Below are 22170 nucleotides of genomic sequence, written 5' to 3'. Positions count from 1 at the left end.
ACCCTTTTAAAGACAGTCCAGAGAGGCTGGCAAAGGGGAGTGAATTGGGAGATCTATGCCTATGTATAGGTAATGACCTTCTGAGAAACCCTCTTTGTGTAATACTGCAAAGAGGGTTTTTGCAGTTTTGATGCAATTTTCATGAGGGGGATATGAAAATGGAAGAAATAAAAAGTGACGTCGTACTTGATGTTGAAGACGTACCTAGAGTTGGCCAGTGGATAACATTAAGTATCCAGCACCTATTCGCAATGTTTGGTGCAACGGTGTTAGTGCCATTCCTAGTAGGGTTAAGCCCGGCTGTGGCTTTGGTTTCAAGCGGCTTAGGAACATTATCCTACTTGTTGATTACCAGAGGTCAAATACCTGCTTATCTCGGTTCATCCTTCGCCTTCATCACGCCAATTATTTTGGCAAAGGCGTTGGGCGGACCGGAAGCGGCCATGATTGGCTGCTTTGCAGCAGGACTCATATATGGAATAGTAGCCTTGATTATCCAAAAAGTCGGTTTACGCTGGTTAATGAATTTGCTGCCTCCGGTTGTGGTTGGACCAGTTATCATTGTAATCGGGTTAAGCCTCGCTGGAACGGCTGTAGACATGGCGATGTATGATCCGCAAGATAAATACAGTGTCACATATATTATAATAGCCCTAATAACTTTAGCGGTAACCATTATCTGTAACGTTTTCTTTAAAGGATTCATTAACTTGATTCCTATTTTAATGGGAATTATAGTTGGCTACAGCTGTTCAGCAGTTGCGGGAATTATAGATTATGAACCAATTAAATCTGCACAATGGTGGGAAATGCCGAAATTCATGTTTCCTTATATAACCTATACACCAATCTTTTCATGGGAAGTCATTGCTATCATGGTCCCTGTGGCCGTCGTCACATTATCAGAACATATCGGCCACCAGATGGTACTGAGTAAAGTAGTTGGCAGAAACTTTTTGGAAAAGCCCGGTTTACATCGATCCATCCTAGGGGATGGAGCCGGAATCATGATCGGTTCCCTCATCGGTGGGCCACCACTAACATCATATGGTGAAAATATCGGCGTTCTGACGATGACAAAGGCATTTAGCGTGTATATCATCGGCGGAGCTGCTTTAACTGCAATCGTCTTTGGCTTTAACGGTAAGATTTCAGCAGTCATCAGCTCGATTCCTACAGCTGTGATGGGTGGAATATCAATCTTACTTTTCGGTATCATCGCCTCAAGCGGATTAAGGATGCTGATTGATAATAAAGTTGATTTTGATAAAAAACGCAACATGATGATAGCTTCAGTCATCCTGGTACTTGGAATCGGCGGAGCGTTTGTACAATTATCGGATAAGGTATCGCTATCTGGAATGGCACTTTCAGCGATTGTTGGAATCTTGCTTAACTTGATATTACCGGACAGAGAAAAAATTTCCGGAGACATCTTTGAAAAATAAGTTAAACTGTATCACACAATATATCACCTTTTAAAAGAAGTCCAGAGAGGCTTGAAAGGGTGTTGCTGTAAAGACAAATGAGAACGGGAAATAAACCAGCCCTAGTTCTTGTAAGTCTTTATTACCTACACCCTGTCCTTATTGGCGGGGTGTTTTTTTTACCCCGCATCACAACAAATTGTGAAAGGAGCAGGATCAATGAAAAAATTATTGACGATGAATGAATTGACCATATCTGAAATTGAAAAAATTCTACAAGAAGCAGAGGGGTTTGCTAATGGAACGAGCTGGAATCCTAAACAGCAGACCATGGTTGCCAATCTATTCTTTGAACCGAGTACACGTACGAAATCAAGCTTTGAAATGGCTGAAAGAAAATTAGGTCTTGAGGTCATTCCTTTTGATGCCGGGACATCATCCGTTTTAAAAGGAGAAACCTTATATGACACAGCAAAAACGTTTGAATCAATCGGTGTCAATGCCTTAATTATCCGCCATGAACAGGATAATTACTTTGATGAACTAAAAGAAAAACTCAACATTCCAATAATCAATGCAGGTGATGGTTGCGGAAATCATCCAACGCAGTCATTGCTGGACTTATTGACGATAAAACAAGAGTTTAATAGTTTTACCGGTCTGAAGATTGCAATAATTGGGGACGTAATGCATAGCCGAGTGGCAAAATCGAATGCAGAAGCCTTAACTCGTCTAGGAGCGAATGTCGTATTTTCAGGTCCGCCTGAATGGTTTGATAGAAACAACAGCTTAGGGAGATATGAAGACATCGATCAAGCGATAGCGACATCGGATGTGGTTATGCTACTTCGGATTCAGCACGAAAGACATAATGAAAAATACAATCAGGCAAATGGGGATTATTTGGAAAGATTCGGTTTAACCAAACAACGTGAAAAAAATATGAAACCGGGTGCGATCATCATGCATCCTGCACCAATAAATCGCGGCGTTGAAATTGACAGTGATTTAGTCGAATGTAGCCGTTCAAGAATTTTTAAACAAATGCAAAATGGTGTGTTTATTAGAATGGCCGTATTAAAAAATGTGCTAGAACAATTTGAGGGAGGAATCATCCATGAAAACTGTCATCAAAAATGGAGTATTGCTAGATAATCAAAATTCATTCAAGAAAGCAGATATTGAAATAGAAGGAAAAATCATCACGAAAATCGGAGAGAACCTGGCAACAGAAAATTGTGAGGTAATAGATGCCAAAGGGTTACTTATTACACCAGGATTTATTGACCTGCATATCCATTTACGCGAGCCAGGCGGCGAGCATAAAGAAACAATAGCAACTGGAACGCTTGCAGCAGCAAGAGGCGGTTTTACCACTGTAGCGGCGATGCCTAATACAAGACCTGTTCCTGATACAATTGAAAATCTTGAAGCACTTAACCGGAAAATTGAAGAAACAGCACATGTTCGTGTACTGCCTTATGCATCCATCACGATTAGAGAGGCTGGCAAAGAATTGACTGACTTTTCTTCTTTAAAACAAACTGGGGCTTTCGCCTTTACAGACGACGGCGTTGGTATCCAAGAAGCCGGAATGATGCTGGCTGCTATGAAACAGGCTGCCGCTCAAGATATGGCTATTGTTGCTCATTGTGAAGATAATAGCTTAATCAATAAAGGCTCTGTACATGAAGGAAGATACTCCAAAGAACAAGGAATCAATGGAATCCCATCTGTATGCGAAGCTGTACATATAGCCAGGGATATCCTGCTTGCGGAAGCAGCGGACTGCCATTATCATGTCTGCCACATTTCTACGAAAGAATCGGTGAGAACTGTAAGAGATGCCAAACGCGCCGGTATCCGGGTCACAGCGGAAGTTACACCTCATCACTTATTGCTGTGTGAAGATGATATCCCAGGACTTGATCCGAATTATAAAATGAACCCGCCTTTAAGAGGAAGAGAAGATCGTGACGCATTGATCGAAGGCCTGCTGGACGGAACAATCGACTTTATTGCTACAGATCATGCTCCGCATACAGCTGAGGAAAAAGCTCAAGGGATGCAGCTAGCTCCTTTTGGAATTGTGGGACTAGAAACGGCCTTCCCGCTGCTTTACACAGAATTAGTCAAAAAGGATGTAATCACCTTAAAGCAATTGGTCGACTTCATGACCATCAAACCATCTGAGAGTTTCTCACTTCCTTATGGACAGCTAAAGGAAGGTGCTACTGCTGATATCGTATTAATCGATTTGGATACTGAAAAAGAAATTAATAAAGAAGAGTTTGCTTCAAAAGGTAAAAATACACCTTTTAATGAAAAGAAATGCTATGGCTGGCCAGTTATGACGATTGCAGAAGGAAAAACAGCTTGGGAAAAAGGACGTGTTCAAGGATGAAAAGACAGCTTATTTTAGAAGATGGAACGGTATTCCTCGGCGAAGCATTCGGAGGGGACGTAGAAAAAATAGGTGAAGTTGTTTTTAATACAGGGATGACAGGATATCAGGAGATTTTATCTGATCCATCCTATTGCGGCCAAATAGTTACGCTAACTTACCCGCTAATCGGAAACTACGGAATAAACCGAGATGACTTTGAATCTATCAATCCAGCGATATCAGGGTTCGTCGTTAAGGAAACAGCTGATCTTCCTTCCAACTGGCGCAACCAATTATCTCTTGATGAATATTTGAAAATGAAGAACATACCTGGCATAAGTGGAATTGATACGAGAAAGCTGACAAGAATCATCAGGAAATCAGGTGCACTTAAAGGAGCGCTCTGCAATATCAATAAAGATGCTGAAGAGATTGTTTCCCAGCTAAAAGCAACGGTGATTCCTTCTAATCAAGTGAAGCAGGTTTCAACAAAAGCTGCCTACTCAAGTCCTGGAAGAGGCCCCCGAGTCGTTCTTGTTGATTATGGCATGAAGCATGGTATTTTACGCGAGTTGACGAAGCGTGGTTGTGATGTTGTGGTTGTACCTTATAACGTTACGGCAGAGGAAGTGCTGCAATATCATCCAGATGGAGTGATGCTTTCAAACGGTCCTGGAGACCCGAAAAGTGTTCAGGAAACGCTTGAAATGATTCGTATAGTGCAGAAAGAAGTACCGCTATTTGGAATTTGCCTGGGTCATCAGTTATTCGCGCTGGCTAACGGTGCAGATACAGCAAAATTGAAATTTGGTCATCGAGGATCAAACCATCCGGTTAAAGACCTTCGTACTGGAAAAGTATCCATCACTTCTCAAAATCACGGATATACAGTCGAGGAGCTTTCTATTGAAAACACTGACCTTGTTGTGACACATACAGCATTAAATGACGATACAATTGAAGGCTTACGCCATAAAAAATATCCGGCTTTCACAGTTCAATATCACCCGGAGGCTTCACCTGGTCCGGAAGACGCCAACTACTTATTCAATGAATTTTTACAAATGATTGAAGCTGCACCTACGAAGGGGGAAAAAACATGCCAAAACGCACAGATATAAAAAGCATCCTAGTAATTGGTTCTGGTCCAATCGTAATCGGCCAGGCTGCTGAGTTCGATTATGCAGGAACTCAAGCATGTATTGCCTTAAAGGAAGAGGGTTACCGAGTAATCCTAATTAACTCAAATCCTGCTACAATCATGACAGATAGCGAAATGGCGGATGCGGTATATATCGAGCCGATTACTCTGGAATTTGTTAGCAAAATCATCCGTAAAGAGCGCCCTGATGCTCTGCTTCCGACTCTAGGAGGACAAACGGGTTTGAATATGGCTGTTGAACTAGCCGATGCAGGGATTTTGGAAGAATGCAATGTGCAGATTCTTGGTACGAAGCTTTCCGCTATCCAACAAGCAGAAGACCGTGATTTGTTCCGAACCCTGATGAACGACCTTGGGGAACCTGTTCCTGACAGCGATATTATTCATAATTTGGATGAGGCTTATACGTTCGTGGAACGAGTCGGCTATCCAGTTATCGTACGCCCAGCCTTTACACTAGGTGGAACAGGCGGCGGGATTTGTGATAACGAAGAGCAGTTAATCGAGATTGTTGAAGGTGGCCTAAAAAGCAGCCCTGTTCATCAATGTCTGCTTGAGAAGAGTATTGCCGGTTTTAAAGAAGTGGAATATGAAGTAATGCGTGACTCCAATGACAATGCGATTGTCGTTTGTAATATGGAAAACTTTGATCCTGTAGGAGTACATACAGGAGACTCTATTGTTGCGGCACCAAGCCAAACGTTAAGTGACAGAGAGTATCAAATGCTTCGAAATACGTCATTGAAGATTATCCGCGCCTTGAAAATTGAAGGCGGATGTAATGTTCAGCTTGCGTTAGATCCAAACAGCTATCAGTATTATGTCATCGAAGTTAACCCTAGGGTTAGCCGTTCGTCAGCACTTGCTTCAAAAGCGACGGGATATCCGATTGCAAAGCTTGCGGCCAAGATAGCAGTTGGTTTAACGCTTGATGAAATGATGAACCCGGTTACAGGCAAAACATATGCCAGCTTTGAACCTGCGCTTGACTATGTAGTCACGAAAATTCCACGCTGGCCTTTTGATAAGTTCGAAAGCGCCAACCGTAGACTCGGTACACAAATGAAAGCGACTGGAGAAGTCATGGCAATCGGTCGTACATTTGAAGAATCAATTTTAAAAGCTGTGCGCTCCCTTGAAGCAGGACTTTATCATCTCGAGTTGAACGACGAGTTCGAGGATGAAAAAATAGAAAAAAGGATTCGGAAAGCAGGAGATGAGCGGTTATTTTATATCGGTGAGGCACTAAGAAGAGGCAAAACAATCGAAACCATTCACGAATGGAGCCAGATCGATTTATTCTTCCTGCATAAGCTGAAAAAGATTATAGACTTTGAAAAAGAGCTTCGTGAACATTCATTCGATTGTGAAGTCCTGAAGAAGGCTAAGGAACTTGGCTTTTCTGATAAAACGATTGCAGATATATGGGAAGTTACTGAAAAGAAAATTTATGAGTATCGGAAACAACAAGGAATTGTGCCGGTTTATAAAATGGTCGATACATGCGCAGCGGAATTTGAATCGGAAACACCATATTTTTACGGAACATACGAAGATGAAAATGAATCAATTGTTACAGATAAGAAAAGTGTCATTGTGCTAGGATCGGGTCCAATACGGATTGGACAGGGGGTAGAGTTTGACTACGCGACCGTTCATTCAGTCTGGGCCATCAAAGAGGCAGGCTATGAAGCGATCATCATCAACAACAATCCGGAAACGGTTTCGACGGATTTCAGTATATCTGACAAGCTTTATTTCGAACCATTAACACTTGAAGATGTGATGCATGTTATCGATTTGGAAAAACCAGAAGGTGTTATCGTCCAATTTGGTGGTCAGACTGCCATCAATCTTGCAGATGGTCTTGTTGAAAGAGGAGTGAAGATCCTAGGTACTTCTCTAGAAGACTTGGATCGTGCGGAGAATCGTAATAAATTCGAAAGTGCTCTTAAGGATTTAGGAATTCCGCAACCAAAAGGTAAAACTGCCACATCTGTAAATGAAGCTATCGTCATAGCTGAAGATATCGGCTATCCAGTTTTAGTAAGACCTTCGTATGTTCTCGGAGGAAGAGCAATGGAAATCGTCTATAAACAAGAAGAATTGCTGCATTACATGAAAAATGCGGTGAAAATCAATCCGGATCATCCTGTCCTGATTGACCGTTACTTAACGGGGAAAGAGGTCGAAGTCGACGGGATTTCTGATGGCGAAACGGTAGTTATTCCTGGAATCATGGAGCACATCGAGCGCGCAGGCGTCCACTCCGGTGATTCGATTGCCGTCTACCCTCCGCAAAGCCTAACGGAAAAACAAAAAGAAGTGATCATCGATTACACGACTAGATTGGCAAAAGGCTTGAATATTATCGGTCTCTTGAATATTCAATATGTCATCAGTGATGACGAAGTGTATGTCATTGAAGTAAATCCGCGTTCTAGCCGCACGGTTCCATTCTTAAGTAAGATCACGAATGTGCCGATGGCGAACTTGGCCACGAAGGTCATTTTAGGACACTCTCTTGAAAGCCAGGGCTACCAATCCGGTATAGTTCCGGAACAAAGCGGAGTCTTTGTAAAAGTGCCGGTCTTCTCCTTTGCAAAATTAAGAGGTGTGGACATTTCACTCGGACCTGAAATGAAATCGACTGGTGAAGTAATGGGGAAAGACAGTACACTTGAAAAGGCTTTATACAAAGGTCTTGTTGCTTCCGGTTTCAAAATTCAAGGTCACGGTTCAGTCTTGTTAACGATATCGGATAAAGATAAGCAAGAAGCACTATTGCTGGCAAGACGTTTTCATAATATTGGCTTCAAGTTGATTGCCACAAGCGGAACCGCCGCCCTGTTGGAGCAATCTGGTATCCCAACTGCGGTTGTTGGTAAGATTGGTGAAGAGGGAAGAAACCTTTTGGATGTTATCCGAAATGGGGACGCACAATTCGTCATCAACACTTTGACGAAAGGGAAACAGCCGGAACGAGATGGTTTTAGAATACGTCGCGAATCTGTTGAAAATGGAGTGACATGTCTGACATCCCTGGATACAGCAGAAGCCATTTTAAGAGTAATTGAATCAATGACCTTTTCGGCAGAAGCCATGGGGAAAACGGAAAAAAGTCGTGAGGTGAGCTATACATGATCAAGAAGGAAACGATGAAGGTGTTGACTCATAAAGAACTGGCTCCATCCATATTTGAACTTACCCTACAAGGTGAATTAGTTTCAGAAATGAAGCAACCGGGCCAGTTTGTACACGTAAAGACAACTGAAGGCAACGAGCCTTTGTTAAGACGCCCGATTTCGATTTCTTCTTATAACAGTAGTGAAAAACAGTTCACGATGATATACCGGGCTGAAGGGAAAGGAACGACACTGCTGTCACAGTGTAAGCAGGCAGAAGGTGTAGATATCCTCGGTCCGCTTGGCAACGGCTTTCCGGTTCATGAAGCAAATAAGGGAGAAACAGCTCTATTGGTTGGTGGTGGGATTGGTGTCCCACCTCTGTATCAGTTATCGCAGATGTTGGTTGCTAAAGGAGTTAGGGTAATACATGTACTAGGCTTCCAAACGAAGTCTGCCATTTTTTACGAAAAAGAGTTTAGTAAATTAGGTGATACCTATATTGCCACAGTAGATGGATCGTATGGAACAAAAGGATTTGTTACGACAGTAATTGACAAGTTGGATACGGAGTTTGAGACAATCTTTTCCTGCGGGCCGACACCAATGCTAAAAGCATTGGAAGCGGGATATCGTGAAAAAAAACTTTACCTGTCTCTTGAAGAAAGGATGGGCTGCGGAATTGGTGCGTGTTTTGCCTGCGTGTGTCATACAGGAGATGATCCGAATGGTTTCAGTTACAAAAAAGTATGCAGTGACGGACCCGTATTCCGGGCAGGAGAGGTGGTATTATGAGCAGACTTTCAGTTGAGTTACCAGGATTACACCTGAAAAATCCGGTCATGCCAGCATCTGGTTGCTTTGGATTTGGTCGTGAATACAGCCAGTTCTTCAACTTGGATGTACTGGGAGCAATTATGATTAAAGCGACAACTCCTGAGCCGCGGTTCGGTAATCCAACCCCGCGTGTTGCGGAAACTTCTTCGGGAATGCTGAACGCGATTGGTTTACAAAATCCAGGTTTGGCTAAAGTCATCAATGAAGAACTGGACTGGCTAAGTGGGTATGATGTCCCTATTATCGCTAACGTTGCGGGATCTCAAATAGCTGATTATGTAAAAGTGGCTAGTAACATCAGTAAGGTAGGAAATGTGAAGGCTCTTGAGTTGAATATTTCTTGTCCAAATGTAAAAGAAGGTGGCATCGCTTTTGGTACGGTTCCGGAAGTTGCCAAAGAGGTAACCAAGGCAGTCAAGGAAGTCTCCTCTGTGCCTGTTTATGTGAAGCTTTCTCCAAATGTCAGCAATATTGTGGAAATGGCCAAAGCGGTTGAAGATGGCGGTGCCGACGGGCTGACTATGATTAATACATTAGTCGGTATGCGTTTGGATTTAAAAACAGGTCGACCGATTCTATCGAACAAAACTGGTGGGTTATCGGGTCCTGCGATTAAACCAGTCGCTCTCCGGATGATTTATGAGGTAAGCCAGCAAGTTTCGATTCCAATCATTGGAATGGGAGGAATCGCTTCAGCGGAAGATGTCATTGAGTTTTTCTACGCAGGTGCGAGCGCTGTTGCAGTGGGAACCGCTAACTTCGTGGATCCGTTTGTATGCCCAACGATCATTGAAGAATTACCCAATCTGCTGGATGAGCTAGGATTTGATCATATTTCACAATGTACCGGAAGGAGCTGGAAGCAGAATGAAGCAGTCGCTAATTATCGCGCTTGATTTTCCCAACCTTATACAAACAGAACAATTTTTAAACCAGTTTTCATCTGAAAAACTAGCTGTAAAAGTGGGGATGGAATTATTTTATCAGAATGGACCGTCAATCATTTCTTACGTAAAAGAACAAGGCCACGATGTGTTTTTAGACTTAAAGCTTCATGATATTCCGAACACAGTCAAAAAGGCAATGACAGGTCTGGCAGCTTTAGGCGCTGACATGGTAAATGTCCACGCGGCAGGTGGCCGAAATATGATGGAAGCAGCTCTGGAAGGTTTAGATAGTGGAACAGCTGCAGGAAAAAAACGTCCGTTATGTATAGGGGTTACACAGCTGACAAGCACGTCACAGGAACAAATGAATCTTGACCAAAACATTGCCGGCTCTCTAGAGGATTCGGTGCTTCATTATGCAAAGCTTACTCAGCAGGCCGGATTAGACGGCGTTGTTTGTTCGTCGCATGAAGTAAAGACAATTCATGAACGTATTAGCCCGGAATTTTTAACGGTCACACCTGGTATCCGTAATGCAGGTGGCCAAACACACGATCAAGAAAGAATTGCCACGCCTGAACAGGCAAGAAATTTTGGAGCTGATGCCATCGTTGTAGGTAGAGCGATAACTGGGGCGAAAGATCCATTAACAGCATACTTAGATATGAAAGCAGCCTGGGAGGGAATATCATGTTAAACCAAACCATAGCCGAACACCTATTAGAAATTAAAGCAGTGTACCTACAGCCGAATGATCCATTCACATGGGCATCTGGAATTAAATCCCCTATATACTGCGATAACCGCTTAACCCTTTCTTACCCTGAGGTTCGCAAGGAAATAGCAGAAGGATTGAAAGTATTAATTGAACAGCATTTCCCTGAGGCTGAATTGATTGCCGGTACTGCAACGGCTGGCATTCCGCATGCGGCTTGGGTGAGTGAAAAATTAGATGCACCAATGTGCTATGTTCGCTCCAAAGCAAAGGAGCACGGTAAGGGCAATCAAATCGAAGGTCGCGCTGTTCCAGGACAAAAAGTTGTGGTTGTGGAAGATTTGATTTCAACCGGTGGAAGTGTAATTACGGCTGTAAACGCGCTTAAAGAAGCTGGCTGTGATGTCCTTGGGGTCGTTTCTATCTTTTCTTACCAACTGGAAAAGGGAAAAGAAAAGTTCCTTGCTGAAGGCATTACGAACTATTCATTAAGTGACTATTCGACCTTAATCAAAGTCGCTAACGAAAAAGGCTACATCACAGAAGGCGAACTGGAAAAGTTGAAAAAATGGCGGGAAAACCCAGAAGATACCGCGTGGATTTTAGCATAAAAAAGTGTGTCCCAATCTTGTAGATTGGGACACACTTATATTTTTGTATTTAAATCAATCCTTTACAGCTTCTGCTTCTTTTAAGCGAATAACTATATCTGCATCTGGTGTAATATATACGGTTTGCTGCTGTTCATATATGACAAAGCCGGGCTTCGAGCCATTCGGCTTCTTTACATGGCGAACTTGTGTAAAGTCTACGGGCACCGAACTCGATTGCTTTGCTTTACTGAAGAAGGCTGCTAAAACTGCTGCTTCTTTTATGGTTTCTTCACTCGGTGATTCATTCCTAATCACAACATGTGACCCAGGGATGTCTTTTGTATGAAGCCAAATTTCATCGCGACGTGCAAATTTATTCGTTAAATAATCATTTTGTTTATTGTTTTTCCCGACAAAAATGAGATCTCCATCTGTGGAATAATATGTTTCAAGTTGTGGTTTTGCATTGGCAGGCTTTTTCATGCCTTTTTTCTTTTTTTGACGAATATATCCTTCTTCCTGAAGTTCCTCGCGTATTTCCTCAATATCTTTAGGTGAAGCTGATTGGAGTTGCTGATGCAACGCTTCAAAGTAGGCTAATTCCAATTTTGCTTTTTGGATTTGCTCTTGTACGACACCGACTGCATTTTTGGACTTTTGGTATCTAGAGAAGTACTTTTGCGCATTATCAGATGGGTTTTTTAATGGGTCAAGAGGGATTATGACCATACTTTGTTCATCATCATAATAATTGACCACTTCAATTTCCTTCATGCCTTTTTTCATTTGATATAAGTTAGCTGTCAGCAGTTCACCGAACAATTGGTATTGTTCTCCGCGTTCCGTTTCCTTTAATGTTCGTTCGAGTTTGCCGATTTTTTTAGAGTTCTTTTCAATTTCATTCGCAATGAAACGGTCTACATCCTGACTCTTTTGCTTTACCCGATCTCGCTCTGCCTTTCCAAAGTAATACCGATCGAGCATTTCGCTTAAGGAAGAAAATGTTCGGTATTTTCCAGTCAGGTGCTCTAGCGAAAGCATATAAAACACATCTTTGCTGCCGTCTTGTTTTATAGTTGCGGTATATTTTTGTTCCGATATTTCCTTGATAAGACTTGAAAAGGCCGATGGAAGAGTGGTACTGTTGGCCAACCCTGCCCGATAAACGGCCTCCTTTGCAACTAACGGAGAAACTCCAGAAAATTGGGCAACAAGTTGACGATCGAGTTTTCCCGCATTAAAGTCGATATTTTTCCTTATATCATCCTCAGTAGCATCAAAGGGGTTATGCTTTTCTTGTGCGGGGGGCACTTTGTATTCCTGCCCAGGTAATATCGCCCGATAGCTGTTCACAGCGTAGGAGACATGCTTAATGCTGTCTAATATCATATTCCGTTCTTTATCAACTAAAACAATATTACTGTGACGACCCATGATTTCCACGATTAACTGCTTTTGCGAGACATCACCAAGCTCGTTACGACCCTTCACCTCAAAAATAATCATCCGATCTAGTTCATATTGATAAATATCTTCAATCGTATAGCCTTCGAGATGCTTTCGAAGCAGCATACAGAACATTGGCGGCTCTTTTGGATTTTCATAGCTTTCTTCTGTCAACTGTACTCTTGAATAGCTTGGATGGGCTGATAATAAGAGTTTATGGTTCTTACCTCCAGCGCGAACAACCAGGATAACTTCATTTTTATAAGGCTGATGAACTTTATTGATGCGTCCACCTTTTAGTATAGAAGCGATTTCTTCCGTCATCGCTTTCGTAAATAATCCATCAAATGACATTCTATTTTTACTTCCTTTACATAAGATTTTCTATGACTTCATTGATTTTAATTGATGTTAGTTACAGAGAGTTTTTCGTCCTATAATTAACTCGCAAAAGTGGCATTTGCAAGTTTAGAAAAACTCGATGAAGCGAGCTTTAAAATGTTCAGGTAAATTGAATTGATCAATTCTTATATGTACCTAGTTTAAACTAGCCAAAGTTTACCTTTTAAGGTGGCCCATTTTTATACGCAGTTGTTCGTCCAATTTTGGATAAGGTTCGTTCATCTTTCGCATTTCTGTTTAATTATAGCATTTTTTTGGACGAGTCTGAATAATCATGGAAGAAGAGCAGGTTGTTTTATGTATTTAGTATGCGGACAGGTGTTGGATAAGCAGAGCTAGAGCGCCTGTTTGGTTGTATACAGGGGCCTATTTCATTCTATTCAAAGGGATGTGTGATACTTGATGGAGTTCAAGGAAATGAATAAGCAAGAAATGGAGAGAGCGCTTCAAACAAACGTTACACACGGTTTGGACGATGATGAAGTAAAGGACAGGCTGCATAAGCATGGTTTTAACGAATTAAAAGAAGGAGAAAAACAGTCAGCCATCCTTTTATTTTTCGCACAATTTAAAGATTTTATGGTCATTGTTTTACTTGCGGCGACCTTGGTCTCCGGTATTTTGGGTGAATATATCGATGCGATTGCCATCATGGCGATTGTTTTTTTGAATGGAGTGCTAGGCTTTTTTCAAGAACGAAAGGCCGAAAAATCCTTGGATGCCCTGAAGGAAATGTCAGCGCCACAAGTCCATGTTCTTAGGAATGGGCACTGGCTGAAGATTCCATCTAGAGAAGTCGTGGTGGGGGATATCTTGAAATTTTCGAGCGGGGATAGAATTGGCGCCGATTTACGGATTGTTGATAATTCAAGCCTTGAGATTGAAGAGTCGGCACTTACCGGTGAGTCGCTCCCGGCTGTTAAATGTTCTGATCCGATAATTAATGAGTTAGAAGGTATCGGTGATCAGGAAAATATGGCTTTTATGGGAACCATGGTTACAAGAGGGAATGGAGTCGGTATTGTTGTCGCTACAGGCATGAATACTGCGATGGGGAAGATTGCCGACTTGCTTCAGACAGCTGAAACAAAAGAAACACCTTTACAGCGCCGTTTAGAGCAGCTAGGTAAAATTTTAATCGTCACGGCGTTGATATTAACGGTGATCGTCGTACTGACTGGAGTCATTCAAGGACATGATCTCTATACAATGTTTTTAGCAGGCGTTTCTTTAGCAGTTGCGGCGATTCCGGAAGGATTGCCAGCAATTGTGACTGTAGCCTTGTCGTTAGGAGTTCAGCGTATGATCAAACAAAAAGCGATCGTACGTAAGCTTCCAGCGGTCGAAACGCTTGGTTGCGCAACAGTGATTTGCTCAGATAAAACAGGTACACTGACGCAAAACAAAATGACGGTGACTAAAATTTGGAGTGGAGGTAAAACCTGGGATGTCAGCGGGACTGGATATAATCCGATTGGGGAGTTTTCATTAGGTGGAGTTTCCGTTGCTCCGAAAAACCACAAAGCTTTGCTTCAAATGATGACATTTGGACTGCTCTGTAACAAAGCTGAACTAAACGAGAAAGGAAAACAATATGTCCTTGACGGAGATCCGACAGAAGGGGCGATGTTGGTTGCCGCAATGAAGGCAGGTTTGACAAGGGAATACTTATCTACTCGGTTCACGATAGTGAAGGAGTTTCCATTTGACTCGGGCCGGAAAATGATGAGCGTTATAGTGAAGGATGATAAAGAGAATCATTTCGTCATCGTAAAAGGGGCCCCCGATGTATTGCTCGCCCAGTGCGACACGATTCTATGGGAAGGGAAGTCGGGCCCGCTGAATCGGGAAAGTAAGGAAAGAGTTCAACAAGACATGAGTGAGTTAGCTTCACAGGCACTGCGGATGATTGCCGTTGGTTATAAGCCACTTTCAAAAGGAACAATTCTGCTCCATGAAACAGAAGCTGAGCGCAATTTGACCTTCATGGGACTGCAGGGCATGATTGACCCTCCGCGTCCAGAGGTGAAGCAGGCGGTTAAAGAGTGCCGTGATGCGGGAATCAAAACCGTCATGATCACTGGTGACCATGTAATAACCGCAAAGGCGATAGCTAAAGAACTTGGTATTTTAAAAGGGAAAGACCTCGTACTAGAAGGCAGACAATTATCAGATATGGAAGTCGGAGAGCTTGAGGAAATAGTAGAAAGTGTTTCGGTGTTTGCTCGCGTTTCCCCGGAACATAAGCTAAAAATCGTAAAGGCATTGCAAAATAAAGGACATGTAGTAGCGATGACAGGAGATGGAGTCAATGATGCACCAGCAATAAAATCAGCGGATATTGGTATATCTATGGGAATCACCGGGACAGATGTTGCCAAAGAGGCTTCCTCCTTGATATTGGTTGATGATAATTTTGCAACAATAAAATCAGCCATTAAAGAAGGCAGAAATATCTATGAAAATATCCGAAAGTTCATTCGTTATTTGCTCGCATCCAATGTTGGAGAGATTTTGGTTATGTTTTTTGCGATGCTATGCGGCTTGCCTTTACCATTAATTCCGATCCAAATTCTATTCGTGAACCTCGTTACGGACGGTCTTCCTGCGATGGCTTTGGGGCTTGATGCGCCAGAAGACGATGTGATGAAGAGAAATCCTAGAAATGCAAATGAAGGTGTATTCGGCAGAGGACTTGGATGGAAAATTATCTCTCGTGGTTTTCTAATTGGAATTTCAACACTGATAGCGTTTTACGTGGTATATCGAGCGAACCCTGATAATCTGACTTATGCACAAACGATCGCATTTGCTACCCTTGTTCTTGCTCAACTAATCCACGTTTTCGATTGTAGAAGTGAACGATCAATCTTTTCGAGAAATCCATTTGGTAATCTATATTTAGTGGGAGCTGTGCTGTCTTCCCTTTTGTTAATGCTCGCCGTCATGTATGTTCAGCCCTTGCAAGCGATATTCCATACCGTTCCGATTTCGGGGAGAGATTGGCTTTTAGTATTAGGAATGTCGTCCATCCCAACTTTTTTACTAGCAGGAACTTTTTTAGCAAGAAAAGCACAATGAAATATGATATAATCTTTAAGGTGGTAGAGTCTTGCTCTATTACCTTTTTATTTTTATAGCCTTTTATTTATAAGCTCAAGCGTTCGTGCTGAAGCTGATATATAATTAATGTAAACGCCAAGTTACTACATTATGCTTGATAGGAAGTGAAGCCATGGTTACCAGTATGACGGGCTATGGAAGAGAAGAAGCAGCAAACGAACAGGTCAAGATTTTTGCCGAAATCAAGACGGTGAACCATCGTTTTTGTGAATATACGATTCGAATGCCGCGCCAACTTTTGGTTTTGGAAGAAAAAGTGAAGAAAAAGGCGAATCAATACATAAGAAGGGGACGGGTGGAAATCTTCATTACAGTAGAAGGTGATAGCCTAGTTTCCAAAAAGGTCAAGATCGATTGGAATCTTGCTGATCAGTATGTGAGTTTGATGGATAAGGTTAAAGGGAAATACAACCTGGAAAGTTCCGTTACATTACAGGATATGCTACAACTTGAATCAATTTTCGTGACGGAAGAAGTACCGATTGTTCCCACCGATTTGGAAGCCTTACTCATGGAGGCTGTTTCGGGGGCATTGGAAAACTTGAAAAAAATGCGGACTCAGGAAGGTCAGGAGCTGGCCCAGGATCTGCAACATCAGCTGAAAAAGTTTGGTGAGATTGTAGTGGGGGTTAAAAACTATGCGCCTTCAGTTGTCGAGAAATATAAAGCACGGTTGGCAATCAAGCTAGCTGAGTTGACAGAAGGATTGATTGAGGATAGCCGTATTGTGACAGAAGCGGCCATTTTTGCTGATAAATGTGATATAAATGAAGAGCTGACGAGACTTGAAAGTCATGTACAGCAATTTTCAGAAACGCTTACACATGGTGAACCAATTGGTAGAAAACTTGACTTCCTTGTTCAGGAGATGAATCGAGAAGTCAATACAATTGGATCAAAGGCAAATGATTCGACCATTACTAAAGAAGTGGTTGAAATGAAAAGTCTGCTTGAAAAATTAAAGGAACAGGTTCAAAATATCGAGTAGTCGGTTTATGATGAACCTATCAAGGTGACAATAGAATATGAATGGGGGACAAAAATGTCAATAAAGCTCATTAATATTGGATTTGGGAATATCGTTTCCGCAAACCGGATCGTATCCATCGTGAGTCCTGAATCAGCTCCGATTAAAAGGATTATCCAGGATGCTCGAGATCGCGGATCCTTAATAGATGCTACATACGGTAGAAGAACAAGGGCCGTTATTATTACAGACAGCGACCATGTTATCTTATCAGCGGTTCAACCAGAAACGGTTGCAGCAAGGCTTCAAGATAGAGATGACAGCGTAGAAGAGGGGTAACTAAAAGAATATGAGAGAAAAAGGTTTATTAATCGTTTTGTCCGGTCCATCCGGTGTTGGTAAAGGAACAGTAAGGAAGGCGATCTTTTCTCAGCCTGGTACGGCATTTGAATATTCAATTTCGATGACGACACGACTGCCACGCCATGGTGAAGTGGACGGAGTAGACTATTTCTTTAAAAAACGTGAGGAATTCGAAGCGTTAATTGAAGAAGGTAAACTGCTTGAATATGCTGAGTTCGTCGGCAATTATTATGGAACACCTGTGGATTATGTTCGTGAAACAATCGACTCTGGAAAAGATGTTTTTCTGGAAATCGAAGTTCAAGGAGCCAAACAGGTCAGGGAGAAATTTCCTGAAGGGCTTTTCATTTTTCTTGCACCCCCAAGCTTGACTGAACTCGAAAGCCGAATTGTAACACGCGGTACCGAGACAGAGGAAGCGATTAAAGGGCGGATGAAAGTAGCTAAAGAAGAAATAGAACTTATGGATCTGTATGATTATGTCGTTGAAAATGACCATGTGGATGCTGCTTGTGCTAGAATTAATGCAATTGTAATTGCCGAGCATTGCCGTCGGGAAAGAGTTGCTGTTTTATATAAAAAAATGTTGGAGGCGGAATAAACTATGTTATATCCATCAATTGATTCCCTATTACTAAAAATCGATTCAAAATACTCACTTGTATCAGTGGCAGCTAAACGTGCCAGAGAAATGCAAATTAAAGATAATTGCCTCATTAATAAACCAGTTTCTCATAAATCTGTTGGTCGTGCCCTTGAAGAAATTCATTCTGGAAAATTGACTTACGATAATTCTTACGAGGAAAACTAAGCGAACACATAAGCTTGACCTATCGGGCCTGACACCCTAAAGCAAACAGGATGCGTTACATTTGAAAGTTGCTTCCTTCCTGCGGCCAAGGTGTCAGGCCTGTTTGTTTTGATTTTTATAAATGCTCCTTAAGCAGACGGAAAGCATTGAAAAAGCAGGCATAGACATCACAATAATGCAAAAAACCATATGTTGCTGCGCATATCAAATGAAATTTCTTCTGTAATCCTTCATAATTAAGAAAAATAGAATATATAGTTAGGGGAAATTTGCATGCTTAACGATAAAAAAGTTCTTCTTTGTGTCACCGGCGGAATTGCTGTATATAAGGCTGCTGCCCTGACCAGTAAGCTCACACAGGCAGGTGCCCAAGTTAAAGTAATCATGAGTGATTCGGCACGTCAATTTGTGACGCCGCTTACCTTTCAAGCACTTTCGAGACATGATGTTTATACTGATACATTTGATGAAAAAGATTCTTCAGTTATTGCCCACATTGACCTGGCTGATTGGGCAGATATCATCCTTGTGGCTCCAGCTACGGCAAATGTTATTGGCAAGATAGCCAATGGAATCGCAGATGATATGGTCACGACGACAATTTTAGCAACGGTGGCTCCTGTTTGGGTGGCACCCGCAATGAATGTCCATATGTACGCACACCCAGCGGTCCAAAAAAATATAGAGACACTTCGTACGTTCGGGTATCAATTCATTGAACCAGGTGAAGGGTATTTGGCTTGCGGATATGTTGGGAAGGGTAGATTGGAGGAACCGGAAACGATTGTAAAACACCTCAATCTATATTTCGGTGAAAGAAAATTACAACCTCTTAAAGGAACGAAATATTTGATAACTGCTGGACCGACTCGTGAAGCAATCGATCCGGTTCGTTATGTGACGAATCATTCCAGCGGGAAAATGGGCTATGCACTTGCTGAGCAGGCAGCTGAGCAGGGGGCTGAGGTGACATTGATTACCGGCCCCGTAAGCTTGACACCTCCTTCAAAGGTCAAGGTCATCCATGTGGAATCAGCAGCAGATATGTATGATGCGGTTTTTGAACAATATAATACTAGTGATGTCGTGATCATGACGGCCGCAGTGGCAGACTATAAACCGAAATTATATCATGCTCAGAAAATGAAAAAGCAGCCGGGTGAAAATGTGATTGAATTTGAACGGACTAAGGATATCCTTAAGGAACTAGGTGAGAATAAAACCCATCAGATATTGGTAGGATTTGCAGCGGAAACGAATAATGTTGAAGAGTATGCAAGAGGGAAATTAGCGAAAAAGAAAGCAGATATGATTGTTGCCAATAATGTCACTGTTGCCGGGGCAGGCTTTGGCACGGACACAAATATCGTGACGATTTTCAATAAAGATGGACGCGCTACCGACCTTCCTAAAATGAGTAAAGCGGATATAGCCAAAAGCATTCTGTCAGAAGTATCTCGCATGCAAAAGGAATGATGTCTTATGGATATTGCATCCGTTATTGTGGATGTACCTGCAAAACAAACAGATCGAGAATTTGACTATCGCATCCCTGAAAAATGGAAACAAGTCATCAAGCCTGGAATGCGCGTCATTGTCCCATTTGGCCCGAGAATGGTACAGGGCTTCGTGACCGGATTAAAATCCAAAAGTGATTTTGCGAAATTACGCAATATCAAAGAACCAATGGATTTGGAGCCAATTCTAAATGATGAATTGCTTAAGCTTGGTGACTGGTTGACCAAAGAGGCCATGTGTTTTAAAATTTCAGCGCTTCAGGCAATGCTTCCTGCTGCAATGAAAGCAAAATATGAAAAAGTGATCAATATCATTGAAGATAAAAAGGAGCAACTTCCACCTCTCATTCAAAAGCTTTTCGGAAAACATGATTCATTATCCTGGAAAGATGTGATTGAAGGTGAGCATGCCTCCCTTTTTCAAAAAGAAGTACAAAACGGCAATTTAGAGCTAATGTATTATGTAAAAAACCGCCTCAATAAGAAGACGGTCCGTATCATTAAACCGTTACTTTCCCCAGAGGAATTGAAAGAAATGGCTTCTACACTTTCCGGTAATGCAAAAAAACAACAAGAACTTCTTCAATACTTTATTGAACATCCAGAACCAGTCTCGCTTAAGGAACTGCTTGAAATGGTTAATGCCTCAAGCGGCACGGTAAAGTCCCTTGTATCAAAAGGGGCTTTAGTGGAACTGGATCAGGAAATATACCGCGACCCCTATGAAAATCGTGTGTTTGAAAAATCCAATCCCTTTACTTTAACGGATGAACAAGCGGCTGCCTTGAAGCCCATTCAGGAGAAAATAAAACATGACGAACATGAAGTTTTCCTTTTATATGGTGTAACAGGAAGCGGGAAGACTGAAGTGTATTTGCAGGCGATTGCCTCTGTCATGGATAAAGGTAAGGAAGCCATTATGCTGGTTCCCGAAATCTCCTTGACGCCACAAACGGTGAAAAGGTTTAAGGAACGCTTTGGTGAGCAGGTAGCGGTCATGCATAGTGGTTTGTCTGTGGGCGAAAAATATGATGAATGGCGGAAAATCCACCGAAAAGAAGTAAAAGTAGTGGTAGGGGCCCGTTCAGCCGTATTTGCGCCTTTTGAAAACCTGGGCCTAGTCATCATTGATGAGGAGCATGAATCCAGTTATAAGCAAGAAGAAACGCCCCGCTATCATGCGAGGGACGTTGCAATTCAAAGAGCGAAATCATATTCATGTCCGGTCATTCTTGGTAGTGCCACTCCGACTCTTGAATCCTTTGCACGTGCCAAGAAAAACGTCTATCAGTTATTGACTCTTAGTCAGCGGATGAATAAAAATGCGTTGCCGGCAGTGGATATTGTTGATATGAGGGAAGAATTAAGGACGGGAAATCGATCGATGTTTTCAGAGCTGCTCTTTACGAAGTTGAAAGACCGGCTTGAAAAGGGGCAACAGGCGGTGTTGATGCTAAATAAACGAGGACATTCCTCCTTCGTGATGTGTCGAAGCTGTGGATTAGTCATCAACTGTCCAAATTGTGACATTTCACTCACCTATCATCGCTTTAATGATATAATGAAATGCCATTATTGTGGATTTGAGGAAGGAATGCCTTCTGATTGTCCTGAATGTGCTAGTGAACATATCCGATTCTTCGGTACAGGTACGCAAAAAGTGGAGGAAGAACTTGCAAAAATTCTCCCAGATGCACGAGTAATACGAATGGATGTCGATACAACAAGTAAAAAAGGTTCACATGAGCGGTTGCTGAATGCCTTTGGTGAGGGAAAGGCTGATATATTACTCGGCACCCAAATGATTGCCAAGGGACTTGATTTTCCCAATATCACTTTAGTTGGAGTCCTTTCAGCTGACACAATGCTCCATTTGCCCGATTTCCGTTCATCGGAAAAAACGTTCCAACTGCTGACACAAGTAAGTGGAAGAGCGGGACGTCACCAACTCCCAGGAGAGGTAGTCATTCAAACCTATACGCCTGAGCATTACAGCATCGAGCTTTCAGCTATGCAGGATTATGATTTCTTTTTTGAGCGAGAGATGTATCTCCGCAGGCAAAGTCATTACCCTCCCTATTATTATGTTGTGCTAATAACTGTTTCACATGAAGACTTAATGAAAACAGTGAGTGTCACGGATAAAATCACAAATTATTTAAGTTCACGATTGAATCGGGATTCTATCGTACTCGGTCCTGTTGCTTCGCCCATTAGTCGAATCAACAATAGATATCGATACCAATGTCTGATAAAATACAAACGAGAGCCGGATCTTAATCAGCACTTACGAACACTTTTAGAGCATTATCAAAAAGAAACGGCCCAAAATCATCTGCAGATTTCAATAGATTTAAATCCGCAGATTATGATGTAATTGTTTTAACATTGGATGATTACCGCGAGCTG

17 protein-coding genes are annotated in these 22170 nt (G+C 42.1%); 16 read left to right on the top strand and 1 reads right to left on the bottom strand.

The window, feature by feature from the left end:
• Positions 1-158: 158 nt before the first annotated feature.
• From JFV29_RS04850 to pyrE, 9 genes are all read left to right on the top strand, one after another.
• Positions 159-1448, top strand: a complete 1290-nt coding sequence (locus tag JFV29_RS04850; RefSeq protein ID WP_201181507.1) for a solute carrier family 23 protein — start codon at positions 159-161, stop codon at positions 1446-1448.
• Between the two features lie 198 nt (positions 1449-1646).
• Positions 1647-2582: an aspartate carbamoyltransferase catalytic subunit gene (locus JFV29_RS04845; RefSeq protein ID WP_201181506.1), complete on the top strand. Its 936-nt coding sequence runs from the start codon at positions 1647-1649 to the stop codon at positions 2580-2582.
• Positions 2545-3831 (top strand): dihydroorotase, encoded by a 1287-nt coding sequence (locus JFV29_RS04840; protein WP_056526604.1) that lies wholly within the window; start codon positions 2545-2547, stop codon positions 3829-3831. Before JFV29_RS04845 ends, JFV29_RS04840 begins: the two co-directional genes overlap by 38 nt.
• Positions 3828-4934, top strand: a complete 1107-nt coding sequence (locus JFV29_RS04835) for a carbamoyl phosphate synthase small subunit (protein ID WP_098175394.1) — start codon at positions 3828-3830, stop codon at positions 4932-4934. Before JFV29_RS04840 ends, JFV29_RS04835 begins: the two co-directional genes overlap by 4 nt.
• The gene (carB, locus tag JFV29_RS04830) at positions 4913-8119 is read left to right on the top strand and encodes a carbamoyl-phosphate synthase large subunit (RefSeq protein WP_201181504.1); all 3207 of its coding nucleotides are present in this window, start codon (positions 4913-4915) and stop codon (positions 8117-8119) included. The genes JFV29_RS04835 and carB overlap by 22 nt, the downstream gene beginning before the upstream one ends.
• Positions 8116-8895: a dihydroorotate dehydrogenase electron transfer subunit gene (locus JFV29_RS04825; RefSeq protein WP_053345264.1), complete on the top strand. Its 780-nt coding sequence runs from the start codon at positions 8116-8118 to the stop codon at positions 8893-8895. Before carB ends, JFV29_RS04825 begins: the two co-directional genes overlap by 4 nt.
• On the top strand, positions 8892-9833 hold the full coding sequence (locus tag JFV29_RS04820) for a dihydroorotate dehydrogenase (protein ID WP_053345265.1): 942 nt from the start codon (positions 8892-8894) through the stop codon (positions 9831-9833). The genes JFV29_RS04825 and JFV29_RS04820 overlap by 4 nt, the downstream gene beginning before the upstream one ends.
• Positions 9805-10521, top strand: coding sequence for an orotidine-5'-phosphate decarboxylase (gene pyrF, locus JFV29_RS04815; protein WP_053345266.1), 717 nt, complete (start codon positions 9805-9807; stop codon positions 10519-10521). Before JFV29_RS04820 ends, pyrF begins: the two co-directional genes overlap by 29 nt.
• Positions 10515-11150 carry an orotate phosphoribosyltransferase gene (gene pyrE / locus JFV29_RS04810; RefSeq protein ID WP_116821766.1) on the top strand — a complete coding sequence of 212 codons (636 nt, stop codon included), beginning with the start codon at positions 10515-10517 and terminating at the stop codon, positions 11148-11150. The genes pyrF and pyrE overlap by 7 nt, the downstream gene beginning before the upstream one ends.
• Before the next feature lie 54 nt (positions 11151-11204).
• On the opposite strand, the gene JFV29_RS04805 is transcribed toward pyrE, so the two are convergent.
• A complete protein-coding gene (locus tag JFV29_RS04805) occupies positions 11205-12932 on the bottom strand; it encodes an Rqc2 family fibronectin-binding protein (RefSeq protein ID WP_201181495.1) in 1728 nt (575 codons plus the stop codon).
• A gap of 450 nt (positions 12933-13382) precedes the next feature.
• Between JFV29_RS04805 and JFV29_RS04800 the strand changes: the two genes are divergently transcribed.
• The 7 genes from JFV29_RS04800 (at position 13383) to priA (ending at position 22138) form a co-directional block, all read left to right on the top strand.
• Positions 13383-16061, top strand: a complete 2679-nt coding sequence (locus tag JFV29_RS04800; RefSeq protein ID WP_201183377.1) for a calcium-translocating P-type ATPase, SERCA-type — start codon at positions 13383-13385, stop codon at positions 16059-16061.
• A gap of 154 nt (positions 16062-16215) precedes the next feature.
• Positions 16216-17091, top strand: a complete 876-nt coding sequence (locus JFV29_RS04795) for a YicC/YloC family endoribonuclease (protein WP_201181493.1) — start codon at positions 16216-16218, stop codon at positions 17089-17091.
• Between the two features lie 54 nt (positions 17092-17145).
• Positions 17146-17409 (top strand): extracellular matrix/biofilm regulator RemA, encoded by a 264-nt coding sequence (remA, locus tag JFV29_RS04790; protein ID WP_034313813.1) that lies wholly within the window; start codon positions 17146-17148, stop codon positions 17407-17409.
• A 10-nt stretch (positions 17410-17419) separates the two neighbouring features.
• Entirely contained in the window at positions 17420-18034 is a 615-nt protein-coding gene (gmk, locus tag JFV29_RS04785; RefSeq protein ID WP_034313809.1) for a guanylate kinase, read from the top strand.
• 3 nt (positions 18035-18037) lie between these two features.
• Positions 18038-18244, top strand: coding sequence for a DNA-directed RNA polymerase subunit omega (rpoZ, locus tag JFV29_RS04780; RefSeq protein WP_056526628.1), 207 nt, complete (start codon positions 18038-18040; stop codon positions 18242-18244).
• A gap of 273 nt (positions 18245-18517) precedes the next feature.
• The gene (coaBC, locus tag JFV29_RS04775) at positions 18518-19720 is read left to right on the top strand and encodes a bifunctional phosphopantothenoylcysteine decarboxylase/phosphopantothenate--cysteine ligase CoaBC (RefSeq protein WP_201181491.1); all 1203 of its coding nucleotides are present in this window, start codon (positions 18518-18520) and stop codon (positions 19718-19720) included.
• A 6-nt stretch (positions 19721-19726) separates the two neighbouring features.
• The gene (priA, locus tag JFV29_RS04770; RefSeq protein ID WP_201181489.1) at positions 19727-22138 is read left to right on the top strand and encodes a primosomal protein N'; all 2412 of its coding nucleotides are present in this window, start codon (positions 19727-19729) and stop codon (positions 22136-22138) included.
• The last annotated feature ends 32 nt before the right edge of the window (positions 22139-22170 follow it).

Source organism: Peribacillus sp. TH16 (assembly GCF_016651095.1).
Lineage (GTDB): Bacteria > Bacillota > Bacilli > Bacillales > DSM-1321 > Peribacillus > Peribacillus butanolivorans.
Note: the sequence above shows the minus strand (reverse complement) of the source record. Positions and strands in the feature narration are given on the sequence as shown.